Source organism: Arthrobacter sp. NPDC058130, assembly GCF_042884475.1.
Classification (GTDB): domain Bacteria; phylum Actinomycetota; class Actinomycetes; order Actinomycetales; family Micrococcaceae; genus Arthrobacter.
In genome coordinates, this window is sequence record NZ_JBHVTV010000009.1 from 140,302 (window position 1) to 160,588 (window position 20,287).

Consider the following 20,287-nt stretch of genomic DNA (forward strand, 5'->3'; position numbering starts at 1 on the left):
CCCGTGTCCGCTGCTTTGACTGCCCTGAAAGCAAACCGCACCAAGATCTGGGTGGGTGCCGTCACCCTGCTGCTCGTGTTCTACCTGGTGGTGTCCCTTCAGCGTTCCGTGCTCCTGATGACAGACCCCAGCCTCGTGGCGAAGGCGATCGGCGTCGCTTACCTGGTGCTGCCGGTCATCGGAGCCTGGGCCCTGATCCGGGAGCTGCTGTTTGGCGCCCGCACCGAGCGGTTGGCGAAGATCCTCGAAGCCGAGGGGGGCCTGCCGGAGGACACGCTGCCGCGCACGCCCGCCGGCCGGATCATCCGAGAAGCCGCGGACCTCGAATTTGAGAAGTACCGTGCCGAAGCGGAAGCCGCCCCCGGGGACTGGCGCTCCTGGTTCCGGCTCAGCTGTGCCTACGACGCCGCCGGAGACCGCAAAAGGGCCCGCGCCTCAATGCGCGACGCCGTGCGGATGTTCCGCGCTGGGGTCCAGAAGCCGTAGCGGAACCCGGACCTAGCGGAAGCGGGACGCCTGGCGGACTGGGGCCGGCTGGTAGCGGCCGATCTGGTTGGCTGCATGGGTCACCCACTCCAGTGGCCCGCGCCAGGCCAGGGCCGCGAACACTCCGCCGATCAGCAGCATGCCGAGCGCCTGCGCCCAGTACACGCCATCCACTGTCCATCCGGGCGCCAGCGGCTGATTGTGCAGGGCCGCCATGATGCACAGATGGGCCGTGTACAGGCTCAGCGTCATGGCCCCGATTCCCCGGATCGGGAGCAACAGGTCAAGCTCCACCCATTCGCCCAGCCTGCCCAGCAGGAGACACACGCCGATCACGGCGGCGGCCACCCCCGACGTGTGCAACAGATCCAGCGTGGTGCCCGCGTGCGGTGCGCTGGTGGCCAGCCACCACACGGAGCCTGACTGATCGACGCCGGCAAGGTTGACCTGCAGCAGGCTCTCCAGCGGGTAGGCGGGGTCCCCGATCTGCGCCTCCAGTGCGCGCCCGCCGCCCCAGTCCTCCATCATGGCTATCCCCAGCCACTTGGAACTGACGGCCACCACGGTCCCGGCAGCCACCAGCAGGAACGGCACGGCTGCTTTCGACAGGGCCAGCCGGCCGATCGCCAGCCCCACCAGGAGATAAGCGACCCACTGCAGGACGGGGTAATAGCCGGTGAGGAAGAGGTCGCCGAGCAGTCGTGCCGGTGTGGCCAGGTCCTCCCAGCCCGGATTGTGCCCCAGCCGCAGGGGCGGGTCGGCGGACAGCAGCCAGGGCCGCAGCAGGTACGCCAGGGCAGGGGTGGACAGGATCCAGGCGGCAGCGAATGCGAGCAGGCGTTTCACGCCGAGCCCGATGAAGGGCAGCACGCACAGGAACAGGACGGCGTAGTGGACCAAGATAATGGCAATGTTGACTTCCAGGCCGCCCAGGGAGAGCCCGACGGCGCCGATCACGAGCGCCCTGAGGGCGATGCCGCGGCGTGCCGCCCGCAGCTCGGGGCCCTGCAGCGGTTGCTGCTTCCCGGTCGATAAGGCGAGCCCCACGCCGGCCAGCACCGCGAACAAGGCAGCTGCCCGCCCGGAAAACGCGAGCCCGATCCAGGTGGGCGTGAGTTGCGGGTCCGACTCAAAGGTTGCCAGCACGTGGGTGGCCATCATGGCCAGCAATGCCAGCCCGCGTGCGGCGTCAATGCCGACCAGCCGGGCGCCGGAGGACGTGCCCCTGACGGTCCGGGAAGCAGTGGTTGTTCCGCGCGTGGCCATCGTCTGATCGTCTCACGTCCGGCCGGACCGCAGCTCCAATTCGTTCCCGGGAAAGCCTTGTGTTCGAATATATGTTCGAATAAAGTGGGCGCATGAACAACGCCTCAGAGCCCGCATTCCTGAACCCGAAATCTTCAGGCCGAGAATCAACAGGCCGGGGTACTTCAGGCCGGGAATCAACAGGCCGAGCAGCAACAGGCCAGGCCGGGTCGGGAGTCCTCAAGGCCATGAGCCCGGGCGTGGTGGACTTCCTGTTCCGCCGATTGGTTGCCGGCGAGCCTGCAGAAGATGTCCAGTGGCGAAACGAAGGCACGGCTCTGGACATGCAGCCGCCGGGAGCGGAACTGGCGCGGCGGCTGGCCGAGACAGACCTGGATGCCCTCACTCCAACGGAGTTGTTCCACTACGTGCGGGCGGCCCAACGCCTTGCCGCGTGGGCGGAGGGCCTGCGGGAAACCGCCGTCGGGCGCTACTGCTCGGCTCCTGCGGCACCCTCCGGCGGGGCTGCCGCCGCAACCGGAGGCGCAGGCCCAAGGTAGCGGCGCGAGGTGCCGGTGCTCGTCGGTGGCGTGGCCGGCCGGCGTGCGTTGCCGGTGTGAACTGGGGCGCCGTTGCTGATCATCGGAAGAGGAGGTGCCTAGGATGGCAGGGTGACCACTGGCTCAATCACCGACCTGACACTCTCTGCCGTCCAATACGCAGCCCTGGATGGCGGCGTTGCCGCCAACGTAGCCGAACACATCCGGCTGATGGAAGACGCGGAGTCGCACGGTGCCCGGCTGGTCATCTTTCCCGAACTCTCCCTGACCGGATACCGGCTGGACCTGCTGGAAGGACCGCAGGACTGGGTGAGTGCTGCTGACGCGCGGCTGGACGGCATTCGGGAAATCTGCCGGCGCACCGGAATCACCGCCGTGGTCGGAGCGGCGTTCAAGGAGGAGGATGGCACGCCGCGGCTGGCCTCCCTCGCCGTCCACCCCACGGGCGTCATCGAGGCCAGCTTCAAGACGCGCCTGCACGGTACGGAGCAGGATCTCTTTGTTGCCGGGCGCCATGCCGCGGTCCTGGAGATTGACGGCTGGAAGGTCGCCTTGGCGATCTGCTTCGACGCAGCCCGCCCCGGCCACGCAGAATGGGCGGCGGGCGCCGGTGCGGACATCTATGCCGTGTCGGCTCTCTACACGGCCGGCGAAGACAACCGGCTGGGACTGCATCTTGGCGCCCGCGCCATGGACAACCGGATGTTTTCCGTCCTGGCCAACCTGGCCGGCGTAACGCCGCTCGGACCCTCCTGCGGCCTGAGCGGGTTCTGGGGCCCGGACGGGCTTTCGTTCCGGCAGTCGTCCGGCACCGGCACCGAGGTCTTGACGGCGAGCCTCCAGCACACTGTCCTGGCACGGTTTCGGCGGCCCTGAGTCGGAGACGAACGGCGGAAAAGTGACGTGTAGGCGGGCGAGTTTGACGTTCGTCACACCGTCACCATTGTCCTAACATGCCGCGGACAAGGTAACGTTTTTCATATGGCTGACTCTGATATTCGCTCTTACACGTTCGGGACCCTCGTGACTGCCATGGTCACTCCTTTCACCTCGGACGGTGAGGTCGACTACAAGCAGTCGGCGGAACTGGCGAGTAAGCTCGTCGACGACGGCAACGATGCCCTCGTCATCTCCGGCACCACTGGCGAGACCTCCACGCTTGAAGACGACGAAAAAGAGAAGCTCTTCCGCGTCATTGTCGAGGCCGTCGGCGACCGCGCCAAAGTGATTGCCGGTACCGGCACCAACCACACCTCGCACTCGATCGAGATGGCCAAGCGCGCCGCCAAGGCGGGAGCCCACGGCCAGCTGATCGTCACGCCGTATTACAACAAGCCAAGTCAGGCCGGCATCCAGGCGCACGTCGAGGCCGTGACAGACGCCGCCGACCTCCCCGTCATGGTCTACGACATCCCCGGCCGCGCCGGTGTGCCGATCGAGCCGGAGACCATGATTCGGCTCGCCGACCACCCCAAGATCGTCGCCCTGAAGGACGCGAAGGCCGATTTCGCCGCCGTCACACGCGTCCTGGCAAACACCGATCTTGATGTCTACTCCGGCGATGACGGCCTTACCCTGCCGTGGATGGCCGCCGGCGCCGTCGGGCTGGTCAGCGTCTCCGCGCACGTCGCGTCGCGGCAGTTCCGCGCGCTGATCGATGCCGCACTTGCAGGCGATTTTGCCACCGCCCGCACCATACATTTCGAACTGGACCCCGTGGTCCGCGCAGTGATGACCCACATTCAGGGTGCTGTCGCTGCCAAGCAGGTTCTTAAGTGGCAGGGAGTCCTGCCCAACTCGGTTGTCCGTTTGCCCCTCGTGGAGCCGGGCGAGGCCGAGATCGCAATCATCCGCGAGGATTTGGCGGAAGCGGGGATGGTCTTTTCCTGATCCGGAGCCACTCCTGATCGTTAAGAACCAGCCCGGCATCCGCCTGGAAAGTAGTGCACTATGACCCAAACCGCCCTTCCCGGCCTTGTCACGCCGCCCCGCCTCCCGAAGAACACCCTGCGGATCGTGCCGCTCGGCGGACTTGGGGAAATCGGTCGCAACATGACCGTCTTCGAGATCGACGGCAAACTCCTCATCGTTGACTGCGGCGTGCTCTTCCCCGAAGAGACCCAGCCCGGTGTCGACCTGATCCTGCCGGATTTCTCCTACATCGAGAACCGTCTCCAGGACATCCTCGCGGTCGTCCTGACCCACGGTCACGAAGACCACATCGGCGCCGTCCCCTACCTCCTGCGCCTGCGCGCCGACATCCCCATTGTCGGATCGCAGCTCACCCTGGCCCTCATCGAGGCCAAGCTGCAGGAACACCGGATCAAGCCCAACACGAAGATCGTCGTCGAGGGCCAGGTCGAGAAGTACGGCCCCTTCGAATGCGAATTCGTCGCCGTCAACCACTCCATCCCGGACGCCCTCGCCGTGTTCCTGCGCACCGCGGGCGGCACCGTTCTGCACACCGGTGACTTCAAGATGGACCAGCTGCCGCTCGATGGCCGCATCACCGACCTCCGCCACTTCGCCAAGCTGGGCGAAGAGGGGGTGGACCTGTTTATGTCGGACTCGACCAACGCCGACGTCCCGGGCTTCACCACCGCCGAGAAGGAAATCGGCCCCACCCTGGACCGGCTGTTCGGGCAGGCCTCCAAGCGCATCATCGTCGCCTCCTTCTCCTCGCACGTGCACCGCGTCCAGCAGGTCCTCGACGCCGCCGCCAACCACAACCGCAAGGTCGCCTTCGTCGGCCGCTCCATGGTCCGGAACATGGCCATCGCCGCGAAGCTGGGCTACCTCGAGGTGCCGGCCGGGATCCTGGTCGACATCAAGAACATCGACAACCTGCCGGACAACCGCGTGGTCCTGATGTCCACCGGTTCCCAGGGCGAGCCCATGGCGGCCCTGTCCCGCATGGCCAACGGCGACCACCGCGTCGTCGTCGGCGAGGGCGACACCGTCATCCTCGCCTCGAGCCTTATCCCGGGCAACGAAAACGCCGTCTTCCGCATCATCAACGGCCTGCTGAAGCTCGGCGCCGACGTCATCCACAAGGGCAACGCCAAGGTGCACGTCTCCGGGCACGCCGCCGCCGGCGAACTGCTCTACTGCTACAACATCCTTGAGCCGCTCAACGCCATGCCCGTGCACGGCGAAACCCGCCACCTCATCGCCAACGGCAAGATCGCCCTCGAATCCGGCGTGCCCGAGGAAAGCATCCTGCTCGCGGACAACGGCACCGTGATCGACCTGCGCGACCACCAGGCAGACATCGTCGGCCAGGTCGAGGTCGGGTTCGTCTACGTCGACGGCTCCAGCGTGGGCGAAGTCACGGAAGCTGACCTCAAGGACCGCCAGACCCTCGGCGACGAAGGCTTCATCTCGATCATCACCGTCATCCACCGCGCCACCGGCAAAGTGGTGTCCGGACCGGAGATCCACGCCCGGGGCGTGGCGGAAGATGATTCCGTCTTTGACGAGATCATCCCCAAGATCAACGAGGCCCTCGAGGAAGCCGTGCAGAACCGCACGGACCACACAACCCACCAGCTCCAGCAGGTCGTCCGACGCGTCGTGGGCACGTGGGTCAACCGCAAACTGCGCCGCAAGCCCATGATCATCCCGGTGGTCCTTGAGGCGTAAGCCTCAGGTGGTTCACCGGGCGTAAGCCTCAGGTGGTCCTTGAGGCGTAAGCCTCAGTTGGTTCACCGGGCGTAAGCCTCAGTTGGTTCACCGGGCGTAAGCCCGCACACGTCCCGGGCGCATGCCTGGCGAACGGCCTTCCCGGCCAGCCGCAGCCTCAGGGCTGCGGTAGGCGGGGGAGGCCGTTTCCCGTTGGGGCGGGCGGCAACATGATCCCGACCGCCCCGGAAATTCGGGGTTTTCTGGTTGGCATCCGGTACCGTGGCGGGTATGGCGACTCGTACTTCTTCCGCGCCTAGAGGAAACTCAAGCGGCAAATCAGGCAGTTCTCCCGGCCGGGGGTCCAGTCCCGCCGCATCCAAATCCGCCCGGCCGCGGGCCACCGCAGGCAGGACCACAGCAACGGCGCGGACCCGGCAGTTGGCCGCCGTTGAGCCGCGCCAGCCCTGGGCGGTGCGCGTGCTGGCCGGCGCCTGGCTGGGCATCGGCCACGTCATCGGCGCCGGCATCCGGCGGGTCGGCCACGACGTCAGCGACCTCGCACCGGAGGACCGCCGCGACGGCGCCGCCCTGTTCAACCTGGCCTTGGCCGTCTTCGTCGCCACCTTCGCGTGGTGGGGGTTCCAGGGCTGGCTCCCGGACCTCATCTTCGCGATCGTCAACGGCACGTTTGGCTGGATGGCCCTGCTCCTGCCCCTGATGCTGTTCGTGTGCGCCTTCCGCCTGTTCCGCCAACCCGACGACGGTCGCGGCAACAACCGGATCGGCATCGGCTTCCTCATCATGACCTTCGCCGGGACCGGCCTGGCCCACATCATCGGCGGCCAGCCGACGGTAGCCGACGGCTTCGACGGCCTCCGCAGGGCCGGCGGCATGCTCGGCTACCTCGCCGCCGCCCCGCTGGCGGCCCTGCACCCCGCCGTCCCCGTGGCGGTGTACGGCCTGCTGGCCTTCACCTCGCTGCTGATCGTCACCGCGACACCTTTCGGCGCCATCCCGGGCCGGCTGCGGGACGCATACGAACACCTGATGGGCATCGACCTGCAGGATGAGGACGCCGACGACCGCCACGACCGCAGCTACCTGTACGAGAACGACGCCCCGGCCGCCCCCAAGAAGAGGCGCAAGCGCCTCTTCGGCAAGGACCAGGAGGACGAGTCCGGCCTGGAAGGCTACGTCGGTGACGAAGCGTTCGAGCGGGCGCTCATCGAGGATGAGGAAGCAGGCGACGCGCCGCCCGCCAAGGGTACGAAGGGCGGCAAGGCGCCGTCCGGCCAGCCCGATGTCGCCCCCGGCGTTCGACGCCCCACCCAGGCAGAGATCGCCGTCGAAAAGATCAAGGCCGCCCAGGGCCTGGGCGCGGCAGCATCCGCCGCCGGTGCAGCGGGGTCCGTTGGCGAGGGCGCCACCGAAGCCATTCCGCTGGTCACCCCCGGGATAGTGGCCGCCGGTTCGGTCAATGCCGCTGCGGCGGCCGCGGCTGTTCCGGCGAACCCGGTCGCGCCGGCACCCCTGCCCACCCCGATTCCGCAGCGCACCGAACAGCTCTCCCTGGCCGGCGACGTCACCTACACGCTGCCGGCGTCGGACGTGTTGACCCCCGGGTCCATCCCCAAGGAACGCACCGAGGCCAACGACGCGATTGTCGCCTCGCTCACCGAGACCCTCAACCAGTTCAACGTGGAGGCGCAGGTCACCGGCTTCAGCCGCGGCCCCACCGTGACCCGGTATGAAATCGAGCTGTCCCCGGGCACCAAGGTGGAACGCGTCACCGCCTTGTCCAAGAACATCTCCTACGCCGTCGCCAGTTCCGACGTGCGGATCCTGAGCCCCATCCCGGGCAAGTCCGCCATCGGCATCGAGATCCCCAACACGGACCGCGAGACCGTGTCCCTGGGCGACGTGCTGCGCAGCCAGAACGCCCGCCGCACCGACCACCCCATGGTCATGGGGGTCGGCAAGGACGTCGAGGGCGGCTACGTCGTGGCCAACCTCGCCAAGATGCCGCACTTGCTGGTGGCCGGTGCCACCGGAGCGGGCAAGTCCTCGTTCGTGAACTCGATGATCACCTCGATCCTGATGCGGGCCACCCCGGACGAGGTCCGCATGGTCATGGTGGACCCCAAGCGCGTGGAACTCACGGCCTACGAGGGGGTCCCGCACCTCATCACGCCGATCATCACCAACCCCAAGAAGGCAGCCGAGGCCCTGCAGTGGGTGGTCCGAGAGATGGACGCCCGCTACGACGACCTCGCCAATTACGGCTTCAAGCACATCGATGACTTCAACAAGGCCGTCCGGGCCGGCAAGGTCCACCCGCCGGTCGACTCCAAGCGCGTCATCAAGCCCTACCCGTACCTGCTGGTGATCGTGGACGAACTTGCCGACCTCATGATGGTGGCCCCGCGCGACGTCGAAGACTCGATTGTCCGCATCACCCAGCTGGCCCGTGCGGCCGGTATCCACCTGGTCCTCGCGACCCAGCGCCCGTCGGTCGACGTTGTGACCGGCCTGATCAAGGCAAACGTGCCCTCCCGCATGGCCTTCGCCACGTCCTCCGTCACCGACTCCCGCGTGGTCCTGGACCAGCCGGGCGCCGAAAAACTCATCGGCCAGGGCGATGCCCTGTTCCTGCCGATGGGCGCCTCCAAGGCGATGCGCGTCCAGGGCGCCTGGGTCACCGAGTCCGAGATCCACAAGGTGGTTGAGCACGTCAAGGGCCAGCTCAAGGCCGTCTACCGTGACGACGTCGCGCCCGAGGCGCAGAAGAAGCAGATCGACGACGACATCGGGGACGACCTCGAGGTGCTGCTGCAGGCCACCGAGCTCGTGGTCACCACGCAGTTCGGCTCCACCTCGATGCTGCAGCGCAAGCTCCGTGTCGGCTTCGCCAAGGCCGGCCGCCTCATGGACCTCCTCGAGTCCAGGGGAGTGGTGGGCCCCTCCGAAGGATCCAAGGCGCGCGACGTGCTGGTCAAGCCGGACGACCTCGCCGCCGTGCTGGCCGCGATGAAGGGGCTCGACGCGCCTGCCTCCGCGGACTCCCAGACGGCGGCCCTGAGCGATAACGCCAACGCGAACATCGCTCAGGGCGGTTACGCGGAGGACCTCGTGGCGGCTGACCTGGAGAACCGCACCCAGGCGATTGACTATCACGACGGCGCCGACGGCGGCTCCGACGAGGACGGTTCGGAGGACGCCTGGTCACTCACCGGACGCTAGCCTGGGAAGACGGTAGCCTAGAAAGGTGAATAGCGCCGAAGCCAACGCCGGGTCCGCCTCGCGAATCTGGAACCTGCCGAACGTCCTGACGATGCTGCGGATAGTGCTGGTGCCATTCTTCGTCTGGTTCCTCATCCTGGACGCGCCGGGACTGCAGGCCCAGAACGGCGTCTGGCGCTGGGCTGCCGCCCTCGTTTTCGCGGTCGCTATCTACACGGACAAGCTCGACGGCGACATCGCCCGCTCCCGCGGCCTCGTCACCGACTTTGGCAAGATTGCCGATCCGATCGCGGACAAGCTCCTGATCGGCTCCGCCCTGGTCATGCTCTCTCTGCTCGGGGAACTCCCGTGGTGGGTCACCATCCTGATCCTGGTTCGGGAGTGGGGCATCACCGCGCTGCGCTTCTTCGTGATCCGCTACGGCGTCATCCCGGCCTCGCGCGGCGGCAAGCTCAAAACGGTGGTGCAGACGGTGGCCATCTTCCTCTATGTCCTTCCGCTGGCCTCACTGGCGCCGTGGCTGGGCGTGGTGGCGTTCGTCGTGATGATGGCGGCCCTGGCCATCACACTGTGGACAGGCGGCGAATACGTTATCGAGGCCCTCAAGCTGCGGGCCTCCGGCATCAGGGCAGCGAAAGAACGGGTCGGGGAGAACAAACCATGAACCATCCGAACGCCCAGGTGAACCCCAACCTGCACCCCAATCTGCACCCCAACCTGCACCGTCTGGCGGAGCAGGCCGTCACCGGCGCCATCGACCGCGGAATGACGGCCGCCACCGCCGAATCCCTCACCGCCGGCATGGTCGCGGCCGTGCTGGCCGACACCCCCGGCGCCTCCGGGATGCTGCAGGGCGGCGTGGTGTCCTACTCCAACGCGGTCAAATCCGATGTCCTGGGCGTCCCCGGCGAACTGCTCGACGCCGTCGGCTCCGTGGACGGGCAAGTTGCCGCGGCCATGGCCGACGGTGCGCGCCGCATCTGCCGGGCCGACATCGGTGTGTCCACCACGGGCGTGGCCGGGCCCGAACCGCACGACGGCAAAGCCGTCGGCACGGTCTTTGTCGGCGTCGCCACGGCGGGAGGATCGACGTCGTACCCCTATTCGTTTGAGGGGAGCCGCGCCGAGATCCGGGCCCTCGCGTGCGGTGCGGCCCTGGAGCGTCTGCTGGAAGCTCTATCTTCCGGAGGCTACCCGGCGTAAAGTTGCCGGGAACAAAAGTTGATTCCGAATAGTTGTTACATTGTGTCGCTTCCAAATAAGGGAGGCGCCTAGGATGAAATCATCAGCAGAGTCCGCCCCCACCGGCGGACTCGACAGTACGAGGAGCAAGGCGATACAGATGGTAAAGCAGCCCGTATCCGTAAACGGCGTTGTCCGCTGGAAGGATGTGGGCCTCGCCGATCAGGCAAAGAGCGAACAGAAGGAGCGCAAGATGGTTGTACTTCGTCACGAAATCGGTGATGTCCTGCGCGATGTCCGCCAGCGCCAAGGCCGTACGCTCCGCGAAGTCTCGCACAGTGCCCGTGTTTCCCTGGGCTACCTGAGTGAAGTGGAACGCGGCCAGAAGGAAGCCTCCTCGGAGTTGCTGTCCTCGATCTGCTCGGCCCTCGATGTTCCGCTTTCGAGCATGCTCCGCGAAGTCAGCGACCGCGTTGCGGTCGCTGAAGGTGTCGCCGTTCCGGACACCGTTCCGCAGGAGTTCGCGCAGCGCTATGGCCGCGACCTCGACCGAGAGCTCAACTCCGACCTCAACGACGAGCTGGCGAAGGGCCTCCTTTCCGGAGCACGCTAGCCGCCACCCCACCTAAGACGTAAGAATAAGGACCTCCGGCCCAGGCCGGGGGTCCTTTGCCGTGTCCCCGGCGTGGTTCCGGGGTGGGCAGGTCAGGCGGGCTCGTCCCGGGGGAAGCCATCGCGTTCGTAGGTGGCATTGAGCTTCGCCATGTACATGGCGAGAGCCTGCAGGTCCTCGGCAGGCCATTCTGCAAGGCGTTCCCGAAACACCTCGCGCCTGGCGTCCTGGACCTGGTGCATCCGTTCCTCGCCTTCGGGCGTCAGGCGGATGGCCTGCGCACGCCCGTCCAACGGGTCCGCCTCCTTCGATACCAGGCCGAGACCCTCGAGGAAGGCGATCTGCCGGCTCACCGAAGGCTTGCCGACGCCGATGCACGATGCGAGGTCGGTCAGCCTGATGGGGCCCTGCTTGCGGATCACGCTGAGCAGCCCGTAGGCGGCCGGCTCCATGTCCGGGTGGACCTGGCGCGAGAGCTGATGGGAAATCGACCGGCCCCGGCGCCAGAGCAGGCTCAGCTGGTTCTCGACGGCGTCCAGGGCGGCGTCCGTGCCGGCGTTTCCGGGATGCGAATCTCCCGCGGCCTCAGTTGGGTTGCTCATGGCAACCATTCTAGAGTCCCGCGCCGTGAGAGACTTTACTCGTGCGAATCAGTGACTTTTGGCGGCTAATGGACGACGAGTTCGGCGCGGGCTACTCCCACGTCCTGAGCAGCTCGCTGGTCCTGGCCGGCGTCGGGGGACGCACAGCGGACCAGGCGCTCAGCGCCGGCGTCCCGCCCCGCCAGGTCTGGCTTGCCATGTGCGACGTCCAAGACGTCCCGCAGGAGCGCCGCCTCGGCCGGGACGTCAAACCCCGCGACAACGCCGGACCCCGCTGACGCCCCGACACGCCGCCGGCATGGCTAACGCCTGACACGCCGCACACTTGTTCGAATATCTGTTCGGATGGGGATATGCTTTTTTCAGAGCGTTTCACTCACGCGTTTTCCACATACGTGGGCTCGTCGACAACTTTGTCGGAGGGTGCCAGTAGCGTCAGTGATGACAGACGAAGGGCCTTCAAGGCCACTCCACAGCGAGAAAGTATTAGAGGTGTGAACCATGGCCGCAGCCCCGGATCGCCAGAAGGCGCTCGACGCAGCGCTTGCCCAGATTGACAAGCAGTTCGGCAAAGGCTCGGTCATGCGCCTCGGCGACGAAGTCCGTGCGCCCATCGAGGTCATTCCGACCGGCTCCATCGCGCTGGACGTCGCCCTGGGAATTGGCGGCCTGCCCCGCGGCCGCATCGTCGAAATCTACGGGCCGGAATCGTCCGGTAAGACCACGGTGGCGCTTCACGCCGTCGCCAACGCACAGCGCAACGGCGGCATTGCGGCGTTCATTGACGCCGAACACGCCCTGGACCCCGAATACGCCGCGAAGCTCGGCGTCGACACCGACGCCCTGCTCGTCTCCCAGCCGGACACCGGCGAGCAGGCCCTGGAAATCATGGACATGCTCATCGGTTCCGGCTCCCTCGACGTCATCGTCATCGACTCCGTGGCCGCCCTGGTTCCGCGCGCGGAAATCGAAGGCGACATGGGCGACAGCCACGTTGGCCTGCAGGCCCGGCTCATGAGCCAGGCGCTGCGTAAGATCACCGGCCGCCTGAGCCAGACCAAGACCACGGCCATCTTCATCAACCAGCTGCGCGAGAAGATTGGCGTGTTCTTCGGCTCGCCCGAAACCACCACCGGCGGTAAGGCGCTGAAGTTCTACGCCTCGGTCCGCATCGACGTCCGCCGCATCCAGACCCTCAAGGAGGGCGCGGACTCCGTCGGCAACCGGACCAAGGCCAAGATCGTCAAGAACAAGATGGCCCCGCCCTTCAAGATCGCCGAATTCGACATCATCTACGGCCAGGGCATTTCCCGTGAGGGCGGCATCATCGACATGGGTGTCGAGCACGGCCTGATCAAGAAGTCGGGCTCCTGGTTCACCTACGACGGTGATCAGCTGGGCCAGGGCATGGAGAACTCGCGCCGCTTCCTGCGCGACAACCCGGAGCTGGCGGCCGAACTCGAGCGCCTGATCAAGGAAAAGCTCGGCGTCGGCGTGAAGGCCCCGGCCGAGGGCGAAGAATCACCGAAGCTGAAGGCCGTTGACGGCTTCTAACGGCCGGCGACGCAGAGGGGCAGGATTCCCATCACGGAATTCTGCCCCTGGCTTTGGCGGCCGCGACCAGCCCGTAGATGGCGCGCCGGGCGCGGGTACGCCTGCCGAGCAGGACCGGGACGCAGACCCCGCGGCGGTGGCACGCGCCATCGTGCTGCGGCAGCTGACGAATTCACCCAAGAGCCGGCTGCAGCTCTCGCGCAAGCTGGCTGAGCGCAACGTTCCAGAGGACGTCGCAGAGGCCGTACTGGACCGCTTCGAGGAAGTGCGCCTGGTCGACGACGCGGAGTTTGCCGACATGTGGGTCCGCAGCAGGTCCCAAACGCGCAAACTCGCCAAGGGGGCACTGCGGCGCGAACTTGCGGACAAGGGCATCGACCCGGAGACCGCTGCCGGGGCGCTGGACCAACTCAGCGACGCCGACGAAGAGGCAGCCGCCCGTGAACTCGTGGAGCGCAAGCTGCGGGGATTCACCGGCGGCGAGGACCGTGCGGAGCGCGACAAGATCACCCGCCGCCTCGCCTCCATGCTGGCCCGCAAGGGATACCAGCCCGCGCTAGCCTTCCGGATTGTGGGAGAGGTTCTGGATTCCGTCGCCAGCCGCGACGGGGCCGGGGACTAAAGGCCGCCGATCCGGAGTCAGCGCAAGCCCGTGCCGACCCGTTACCCTTAACAGGTGAGTTTTACGATTCCCTCCCCGGCGGCCGATACACCTTCTCCAGCAGCGCCTGCGACATCCAGTGCCGACGCAGCTGCCGCAGAGGACCATTCCGGTTCGGCACAGCCCCGCACCTACCAGGTGCGCACGTTCGGCTGCCAAATGAACGTGCACGATTCCGAGCGGATGGCCGGAATGCTGGAGGCCGCAGGGTACGTTCCGTCCGCCGGTGAACTGGCCGACGTCGTGGTCTTCAACACCTGCGCGGTCCGGGAGAACGCCGATAACAAGCTCTACGGAAACCTCGGCATCCTCGCCCCGGTCAAGGCAGCCAACCCCGGGATGCAGATCGCCGTCGGCGGATGCCTCGCGCAGAAGGACCGGGAGACCATCCTCAAGAAGGCGCCGTGGGTGGACGCCGTGTTCGGCACCCACAACGTCGGTGCGCTGCCGGCGTTGCTGGACCGGGCGCGGCACAACAACGAGGCCCAGCTGGAGATCCTCGAATCGCTGGACGTTTTCCCCTCGACCCTCCCGACCAAGCGGGACTCCGTCTATTCGGGCTGGGTGTCCATTTCGGTTGGATGCAACAACACGTGCACGTTCTGCATCGTCCCCGCCCTGCGCGGCAAGGAAAAGGACCGCCGCCCGGGGGAGATCCTGGCCGAAATCCAGGCTCTCGTGGACGACGGCGCCATCGAGGTGACCCTGCTGGGACAGAACGTGAATTCCTATGGCGTCGAATTCGGCGACCGCCAGGCATTCTCGAAGCTCCTGCGCGCGTGCGGGGAAATCCCGGGTCTGGAGCGCGTCCGCTTCACCAGCCCCCATCCCGCGGCTTTCACCGACGACGTCATCGACGCCATGGCGGAAACGCACAACGTCATGCCTCAGCTGCACATGCCCCTGCAGTCCGGCTCGGACAAGGTCCTCAAGGACATGAAGCGGTCCTACCGCTCCACCAAGTTCCTCGGCATCCTGGACAAGGTCCGCGAGAAGATCCCCCACGCCGCCATCTCCACCGACATCATCGTCGGATTCCCCGGCGAGACCGAGGAGGACTTCCAGGCCACGCTCGACGTCGTGGAGAAGTCCCGGTTCGCCACCGCCTTCACCTTCCAGTACTCCAAGCGCCCCGGCACCCCCGCCGCGGACCTGCCCGACCAGCTGCCCAAGGCCGTGGTCCAGGAACGCTTTGAGCGCCTCACGGCCCTGCAGGACCGGATTGCGGCAGAGGAAAACGCCCGTCAGCTCGGCCGCCGCGTCGAGGTCATGGTGACAGCCCAGTCGGGCCGCAAAGCCGAGGAAACCCACCGCCTCTCCGGCCGTTCCCCGGACCAGCGGCTGGTGCACTTTTCCGTGCCCGCTGGCGCCGAAGTGCCACGGCCCGGCGATCTGGTGACCGTCACCATCACGGAAGCGGCAGCGTTCCACCTCATCTCCGACCCCGCCTCGGCAGCGGACTACAGCCTCCGCCGGTCCCGTGCCGGTGACGCCTGGGACCGTTCCCAGGCGGACTCCTGCGGCGCCCCTGCCGGCCCGGCGGGCCAAACCGGCTCCTCGGGCAGGTCCGGCGTGTCGCTGGGCATGCCCAGCCTCCCGGTCCGCGGCCGTTAGCGCCGTGCCGGGCCAGCAGGGAACCGCACGGGCCGCAGCCCCGGCCGCCGTCCTGGAGGACACCGCCCAAGCCAACGTGCCGGCCGCGCCGCCGGTGATCGCCGTCGTCGGGCCCACGGGGTCCGGCAAGTCAGACCTGGCCGTCTCGCTCGCCCTCGAGCTCGACGGGGAGGTCATCAACGCCGATTCCATGCAGTTCTACCGCGGCATGGACATCGGCACCGCCAAGATCACCGACGCCGAACGCCGGGGCGTGCCCCATCACCTCCTGGACATTCTGGACGTGACCGAGGAAGCGAGCGTCTCGGACTTCCAGCAGCAGGCCCGCGAATTGATCGCGGACATCCACGGCCGGGGGAAACGGGCCATCCTGGCCGGCGGTTCCGGGCTCTACGTCCGGGCCGCCCTCGACGTCCTGGAATTCCCCGGCACGGATCCGGACATCCGCCACCGGCTCGAGGCGGAACTGGCCACGACGGGACCCGGGCCGCTGCGGGAACGCCTGGAAGCAGTGGACCCAGTGTCGGCCGGCCGGCTCGGCGACGCCAGACGGGTCATCCGCGCCCTGGAAGTCTTCGAACTCACCGGGCGACCGTTCAGTTCCTTCATGCCCGCCCGGGAGTATTTCCAGCCCGCCGTCCAGATCGGACTCGACGTGGACCGGGAACTGCTCCGGGAGCGGCTCGCGCACCGGGTCCACGCCATGGTGGACCGGGGGCTCCTGGAAGAAGTGCGGCGACTGGACGCCGCGGGGCTCCGCAACGGCAGGACCGCGCCCCGGGCCCTCGGCTATGCCCAGTTCCTCCGGGTGCTCGACGGTGCCTCCAGCGTGGAGCAGGCCGCGGACGAAACCATCATCGCCACCCGGCAGTTCGCGCGCCGCCAGCTGACCTGGTTCCGTGCCGATCCCCGCGTGACCTGGCTGGGCTGGCAGGATCCCGATCTGGTGGCAGACGCCGCCGCGCTGTGTTGAAGAACGCTGTTTCGAAGAACGCTGTGTCGAAGAACGCTGTGCTGAAGAACGCTGTGTTGAACGGCGCAGTGTTGAATGTTGAACGACGCTGGGCCGCACGTCGGGCCGCCGCGCCTGTTCCGCCGTCGGCGTAGCGTCCCGGTCAGGGTGCCGGGGCTGGGAGGGCGGAACTGTAACCTTGGAGCATGGACGAATCCCAAGTCGTGGCCGCTGACCGTACTGCCGGCGATGCCGCAGCCCTGAGCGGACTGAAGTTTTCAAAAGGCCACGGAACGGGCAACGACTTTGTCCTGATCGCTGACCCCAACGGGGCACTGTCGCTTGGCCCCGAGCACGTCGCGGCGCTCTGCGACCGGCACCGCGGCATCGGCGGCGACGGCCTGATCCGTGCCGTCCCTTCGCGGCTCCTGGCCGAGGGACAGGAATTGCTGACCTCGCACCCGGACGCCGAGTGGTTCATGGACTACCGCAACGGCGACGGCTCGCTCTCTGAGATGTGCGGCAACGGCGTCCGCGTTTTTGTGCACTTCCTCATCGCCGAAGGCCTCGTGGACCTTCCCGCCGGCGAGTCCCTCGTCATCGGAACCCGGGGCGGCGCGAAGACGATCGTCCGGACAGCCGCTGGCTACGCCGTGGACATGGGTCCCTGGGAGTTCATTTTCCCCGGTGAGGCGACCGCACGGGCCATGGATTCGCTGGTCAGCGCCGACGGGCTCGAAGTCGCACGCCCCGCCCTTTCGGTCAGCATGGGCAACCCCCACACCGTGGTGGCCTTGGCCGAAACCGCCGAACTCGAGGCCACACAACTGTTCACCGCCCCCCGGGTGGACCCGACGCCGCCGCACGGCACCAACGTCGAATTCGTGGTGCCGTCCGAACCCCTGGTCCACGAGGGCACCGGCACCATCACCATGCGGGTCCACGAGCGCGGAGTGGGGGAGACCCAGTCATGCGGCACCGGCGCCTGCGCCGCCGCCGTCGCCATCCGTCACTGGGCCGGCCAGGGCGCACCGGACACGTGGAACGTCCACGTTCCCGGCGGCGTCGTCGGGGTGAAGTTCTTCGTCGGCCCGGAAGGGCACGAACACGTCGAACTCAGCGGCCCGGCCGTGATCGTCGCTAGTGGGACGCTTTCCTGACCCGGAGGATCCGGAACGACTTGGAGGTGCTCTCCCGGGTCACGCTGAAGCTGGGATCGAGCTCGGCCGCCAGCCAGCGCTGCAAAGAGTCCGAGCCGAGGTTCTTCTGTACCACCAGCCAGGCCGATCCACCCGGAGCCAGCCTGGGAATCCACAGGCGCAGGAGGGCATGAAGCTCATCCTTGCCGATCCGGATCGGCGGGTTGGACCAGATGGTGGCGAAGCGCACCTCGGGGTCCACGGCGTCCGGCGTGCTGGCGGTGACGTTGCTCAACCCCAACAGCGCGGCGTTTTCGTTGGTCAGGGTCACGCAGCGTTCGTTTACATCCACTGCATAGACGTGCGCGTGCGGTGCGCGCAGGGCCATGGTGAGGGCGATCGGTCCCCAGCCACAGCCGATATCCAGCAGATTGCCCTGCGGCGCCGGAGCCGGGGCGTCGGCGAGCAGCACTGCTGTCCCCTTGTCGATCCCGTCCGGGCTGAAGATCCCTGAGGAGGTCTGCAGCCGGCGCGTTTCACCGGCAAGCTCCACGGTGAGCGGCTTGCGGGTGAAAGGCCCGGCCGGCTGGGCGCTGAAATAGTGTGCAGACTCCATAATGGGCCAGATTAGTTGGCGGCCCGCCCGAATGGGAAACCGAAGGGGAGCGACGGCGTCTGCTAGGCTAAAAACATGATCTTGATCTCCAAGTAGCCGGCACGGGCCTTAGCCCGTCTCCGGAGCGACGCAGGTAATTGCCTTCCGCTGAGTGCGCCAACGCAAGGGTGAGCTTTCTCACCGCCGGTGCCCGAACCACTTGGAATCCAGCCGCTGTCCCAGACGCCGTGTTTCGCTGACACTGTGCTCCTGTGGCCCGCTGACCTCCTTGGCCCGTTACGGGGCCGCCCAGCGGACGGCAACTACCTCGCTGTGTTCACAAAACTGTATTTCCCGCAGCCGTTCCCCACAGCCGCTCCCCGAAGCCAGGCGCATTTGTGCCGCCCATTTCCCAACCCAGCCACCGCTCCACACGGAGCCAGCCCTGCCCGCCGGCACCATTGCCGCGGGCATTCCAGGAGGCCCGTATGACCCCTCGCCGTCAGCCCAGCGCGAATACCGCCCCACAGAGCAACAATCAGCACTATTCTGAAAGTGCCGAACCCTTAAAGGAGACCATGACCAGCCACCCCAACACCGGACCCGATTCAGCAGCCCAGGACATGAGTCCTGAGGAGATTCAGGCTGTTATCGACCGGATCCTTTCCAAGGACACCCCCGCCCCTGGTGCAGGCCGTGGCTCCGGAGCCGCCGCCAGCGAAGCAGGCGGTGCGAGTGTCAGTGGCCTGAAGTCGGCGCTCGGCAAAGCACAGGCCATCTCCCGCCTGGACGAGGCGTACACCAGCTTCGACGGCGACCAGCAGGATCTCGAGGAACGCCACGCGCTGCGCCGAAAGGCGGGCCTGTCCACCGAACTCGAGGATGTCACCGAGGTCGAATACCGGCAGTTGCGCCTTGAGCGCGTTGTACTCGCCGGCCTCTGGACCGAAGGTACCCTCGCGGACGCCGAGAACTCCCTGCGTGAACTTGCGGCCCTCGCTGAGACCGCCGGGTCGGAGGTCCTCGACGGGCTCGTCCAGCGGCGGGCCAAGCCCGATCCCGGAACCTTCCTCGGCTCCGGTAAAGCGCAGGAACTGAAGGCCATCGTGATGTCCACCGGCGCCGACACGGTCGTTGTCGACGCCGAATTGGCCCCGTCCCAGCGGCGTGGCCTGGAAGACATCGTCAAGGTCAAGGTCATTGACCGCACGGCGCTGATCCTGGACATCTTCGCGCAGCACGCGAAGAGCCGTGAAGGCAAGGCGCAGGTGGAACTGGCCCAGCTGGAATACCTGCTCCCGCGCCTGCGCGGCTGGGGCGAGTCGATGTCCCGCCAGGCCGGTGGCCAGGTGGGTGGCGCCGGTGCCGGCATGGGCTCGCGTGGTCCCGGTGAAACCAAGATCGAACTGGACCGCCGCCGGATCCGCACCCGGATGGCCAAGTTGCGGCGTGAAATCGCCGCCATGAAGCCGGCCCGGGAAACGAAGCGGGCCAACCGCCGTCGTAATGCCGTGCCGTCAGTGGCGATCGCCGGGTACACCAACGCCGGGAAGTCCTCGCTGCTGAACCGGCTGACCGACGCCGGAGTGCTGGTGGAAAACGCCCTGTTCGCCACCCTGGACCCCACCGTCCGCAAGGCCGAAACCGCCGACGGGCTCGGATACACCCTGGCGGACACCGTGGGATTTGTCCGTTCCCTGCCCACCCAGCTCGTGGAGGCATTCCGCTCCACCCTGGAAGAAGTGGCCGACTCGGACCTGATCCTGCACGTCGTGGACGTATCGCACCCGGACCCGGAGGGCCAGATCGCCGCTGTCCGGAGCGTCTTCAGCGAGGTTGACGCGCGGAAGGTTCCGGAGATCATCGTGCTGAACAAGGCCGACGCCGCGGACCCGTTCGTGGTGGAGCGGCTCAAGCAGCGCGAACCGCGCCACGTGGTGGTCTCGGCCCGCACCGGCGAAGGCATCCCCGAGCTGCTCAAGGCCATCAGTGACGGCATCCCGCGGCCCAGCGTGAAGCTTGAACTGCTGATCCCGTACAACCGCGGGGACCTGCTCAACAAGCTCCACGAGACCGACGCCGAGATCCTCAGCCTGGACCACGAAGAAACCGGGACCCGTGCCGTGGTGATGGTGCGCGAAGGACTCGCCGCTGAACTGGATCCCTTCATCACCAATGACTGAGGCTGCGGTGACTAAAGCTGACGCTGAACCTGCCGAC

General features: G+C 67.0%; 19 protein-coding genes. 16 read left to right on the forward strand and 3 right to left on the reverse strand.

Annotated elements, in window-relative coordinates; all coding sequences use genetic code 11:
• Nucleotides 1-3: 3 nt before the first annotated feature.
• Entirely contained in the window at nt 4-486 is a 483-nt protein-coding gene (locus ACFVTM_RS15770) for a hypothetical protein (RefSeq protein ID WP_390204497.1), read from the forward strand.
• Nucleotides 487-498: 12 nt separating this feature from the next.
• Here ACFVTM_RS15770 and ACFVTM_RS15775 read toward each other — a convergent pair whose 3' ends face one another.
• Nucleotides 499-1,752: a heparan-alpha-glucosaminide N-acetyltransferase domain-containing protein gene (locus ACFVTM_RS15775; protein WP_390204498.1), complete on the reverse strand. Its 1,254-nt coding sequence runs from the start codon at nt 1,750-1,752 to the stop codon at nt 499-501.
• A 227-nt stretch (nt 1,753-1,979) separates the two neighbouring features.
• On the opposite strand from ACFVTM_RS15775, the gene ACFVTM_RS15780 reads away from it, so the two are divergent.
• From ACFVTM_RS15780 to ACFVTM_RS15815, 8 genes are all read left to right on the forward strand, one after another.
• On the forward strand, nt 1,980-2,291 hold the full coding sequence (locus ACFVTM_RS15780; RefSeq protein WP_390204499.1) for a hypothetical protein: 312 nt from the start codon (nt 1,980-1,982) through the stop codon (nt 2,289-2,291).
• A 111-nt stretch (nt 2,292-2,402) separates the two neighbouring features.
• Nucleotides 2,403-3,167, forward strand: a complete 765-nt coding sequence (locus tag ACFVTM_RS15785; protein WP_390204500.1) for a carbon-nitrogen hydrolase family protein — start codon at nt 2,403-2,405, stop codon at nt 3,165-3,167.
• Nucleotides 3,168-3,272: 105 nt separating this feature from the next.
• Nucleotides 3,273-4,181, forward strand: a complete 909-nt coding sequence (gene dapA / locus ACFVTM_RS15790; RefSeq protein WP_390204502.1) for a 4-hydroxy-tetrahydrodipicolinate synthase — start codon at nt 3,273-3,275, stop codon at nt 4,179-4,181.
• Between the two features lie 60 nt (nt 4,182-4,241).
• Complete coding sequence (locus tag ACFVTM_RS15795) at nt 4,242-5,933, forward strand: ribonuclease J (RefSeq protein ID WP_390204504.1); 1,692 nt, start codon at nt 4,242-4,244, stop codon at nt 5,931-5,933.
• Nucleotides 5,934-6,203: 270 nt separating this feature from the next.
• A complete protein-coding gene (locus ACFVTM_RS15800) occupies nt 6,204-9,155 on the forward strand; it encodes a DNA translocase FtsK (protein WP_390204506.1) in 2,952 nt (983 codons plus the stop codon).
• Nucleotides 9,156-9,246: 91 nt separating this feature from the next.
• Nucleotides 9,247-9,819: a CDP-diacylglycerol--glycerol-3-phosphate 3-phosphatidyltransferase gene (gene pgsA, locus ACFVTM_RS15805; protein ID WP_390204603.1), complete on the forward strand. Its 573-nt coding sequence runs from the start codon at nt 9,247-9,249 to the stop codon at nt 9,817-9,819.
• Nucleotides 9,816-10,358, forward strand: coding sequence for a CinA family protein (locus ACFVTM_RS15810; protein WP_390204508.1), 543 nt, complete (start codon nt 9,816-9,818; stop codon nt 10,356-10,358). Before pgsA ends, ACFVTM_RS15810 begins: the two co-directional genes overlap by 4 nt.
• A gap of 139 nt (nt 10,359-10,497) precedes the next feature.
• Entirely contained in the window at nt 10,498-10,950 is a 453-nt protein-coding gene (locus ACFVTM_RS15815) for a helix-turn-helix domain-containing protein (protein WP_066434909.1), read from the forward strand.
• A 92-nt stretch (nt 10,951-11,042) separates the two neighbouring features.
• Here the strand turns inward: ACFVTM_RS15815 and ACFVTM_RS15820 are convergent, their stop codons facing one another.
• Nucleotides 11,043-11,552 carry a MarR family winged helix-turn-helix transcriptional regulator gene (locus ACFVTM_RS15820; RefSeq protein WP_390204509.1) on the reverse strand — a complete coding sequence of 170 codons (510 nt, stop codon included), beginning with the start codon at nt 11,550-11,552 and terminating at the stop codon, nt 11,043-11,045.
• Nucleotides 11,553-11,593: 41 nt separating this feature from the next.
• On the opposite strand from ACFVTM_RS15820, the gene ACFVTM_RS15825 reads away from it, so the two are divergent.
• The 6 genes from ACFVTM_RS15825 (at nt 11,594) to dapF (ending at nt 17,493) form a co-directional block, all read left to right on the forward strand.
• The gene (locus ACFVTM_RS15825; protein ID WP_390204511.1) at nt 11,594-11,830 is read left to right on the forward strand and encodes a DUF3046 domain-containing protein; all 237 of its coding nucleotides are present in this window, start codon (nt 11,594-11,596) and stop codon (nt 11,828-11,830) included.
• 223 nt (nt 11,831-12,053) lie between these two features.
• Nucleotides 12,054-13,106, forward strand: coding sequence for a recombinase RecA (gene recA / locus ACFVTM_RS15830; protein ID WP_390204512.1), 1,053 nt, complete (start codon nt 12,054-12,056; stop codon nt 13,104-13,106).
• A 136-nt stretch (nt 13,107-13,242) separates the two neighbouring features.
• Nucleotides 13,243-13,728 carry a regulatory protein RecX gene (locus ACFVTM_RS15835; RefSeq protein ID WP_390204514.1) on the forward strand — a complete coding sequence of 162 codons (486 nt, stop codon included), beginning with the start codon at nt 13,243-13,245 and terminating at the stop codon, nt 13,726-13,728.
• Nucleotides 13,729-13,782: 54 nt separating this feature from the next.
• On the forward strand, nt 13,783-15,381 hold the full coding sequence (miaB, locus tag ACFVTM_RS15840; RefSeq protein WP_390204516.1) for a tRNA (N6-isopentenyl adenosine(37)-C2)-methylthiotransferase MiaB: 1,599 nt from the start codon (nt 13,783-13,785) through the stop codon (nt 15,379-15,381).
• 76 nt (nt 15,382-15,457) lie between these two features.
• Nucleotides 15,458-16,354, forward strand: coding sequence for a tRNA (adenosine(37)-N6)-dimethylallyltransferase MiaA (miaA, locus tag ACFVTM_RS15845; protein WP_390204605.1), 897 nt, complete (start codon nt 15,458-15,460; stop codon nt 16,352-16,354).
• A 185-nt stretch (nt 16,355-16,539) separates the two neighbouring features.
• Nucleotides 16,540-17,493, forward strand: coding sequence for a diaminopimelate epimerase (gene dapF / locus ACFVTM_RS15850; RefSeq protein ID WP_390204518.1), 954 nt, complete (start codon nt 16,540-16,542; stop codon nt 17,491-17,493).
• Here dapF and ACFVTM_RS15855 read toward each other — a convergent pair.
• On the reverse strand, nt 17,474-18,088 hold the full coding sequence (locus ACFVTM_RS15855) for a class I SAM-dependent methyltransferase (protein WP_390204519.1): 615 nt from the start codon (nt 18,086-18,088) through the stop codon (nt 17,474-17,476). The genes dapF and ACFVTM_RS15855 overlap by 20 nt on opposite strands.
• A gap of 557 nt (nt 18,089-18,645) precedes the next feature.
• Here ACFVTM_RS15855 and hflX point away from each other — a divergent pair.
• On the forward strand, nt 18,646-20,250 hold the full coding sequence (gene hflX / locus ACFVTM_RS15860; RefSeq protein ID WP_390204520.1) for a GTPase HflX: 1,605 nt from the start codon (nt 18,646-18,648) through the stop codon (nt 20,248-20,250).
• Nucleotides 20,251-20,287: the final 37 nt, after the last annotated feature.

Excerpts from the sequence above, each read along its gene's own strand:
- ACFVTM_RS15775 (WP_390204498.1), bottom strand. The coding sequence starts at position 1,752 with ATGGCCACGCGCGGAACAACCACTGCTTCCCGGACCGTCAGGGGCACG.
- ACFVTM_RS15780 (WP_390204499.1), top strand. The coding sequence starts at position 1,980 with ATGAGCCCGGGCGTGGTGGACTTCCTGTTCCGCCGATTGGTTGCCGGC.
- dapA (WP_390204502.1), top strand. The coding sequence starts at position 3,273 with ATGGCTGACTCTGATATTCGCTCTTACACGTTCGGGACCCTCGTGACT.
- ACFVTM_RS15795 (WP_390204504.1), top strand. The coding sequence starts at position 4,242 with ATGACCCAAACCGCCCTTCCCGGCCTTGTCACGCCGCCCCGCCTCCCG.
- ACFVTM_RS15800 (WP_390204506.1), top strand. The coding sequence starts at position 6,204 with ATGGCGACTCGTACTTCTTCCGCGCCTAGAGGAAACTCAAGCGGCAAA.
- pgsA (WP_390204603.1), top strand. The coding sequence starts at position 9,247 with ATGCTGCGGATAGTGCTGGTGCCATTCTTCGTCTGGTTCCTCATCCTG.
- ACFVTM_RS15810 (WP_390204508.1), top strand. The coding sequence starts at position 9,816 with ATGAACCATCCGAACGCCCAGGTGAACCCCAACCTGCACCCCAATCTG.
- ACFVTM_RS15815 (WP_066434909.1), top strand. The coding sequence starts at position 10,498 with ATGGTAAAGCAGCCCGTATCCGTAAACGGCGTTGTCCGCTGGAAGGAT.
- ACFVTM_RS15820 (WP_390204509.1), bottom strand. The coding sequence starts at position 11,552 with ATGAGCAACCCAACTGAGGCCGCGGGAGATTCGCATCCCGGAAACGCC.
- recA (WP_390204512.1), top strand. The coding sequence starts at position 12,054 with ATGGCCGCAGCCCCGGATCGCCAGAAGGCGCTCGACGCAGCGCTTGCC.
- dapF (WP_390204518.1), top strand. The coding sequence starts at position 16,540 with ATGGACGAATCCCAAGTCGTGGCCGCTGACCGTACTGCCGGCGATGCC.
- ACFVTM_RS15855 (WP_390204519.1), bottom strand. The coding sequence starts at position 18,088 with ATGGAGTCTGCACACTATTTCAGCGCCCAGCCGGCCGGGCCTTTCACC.
- hflX (WP_390204520.1), top strand. The coding sequence starts at position 18,646 with ATGACCAGCCACCCCAACACCGGACCCGATTCAGCAGCCCAGGACATG.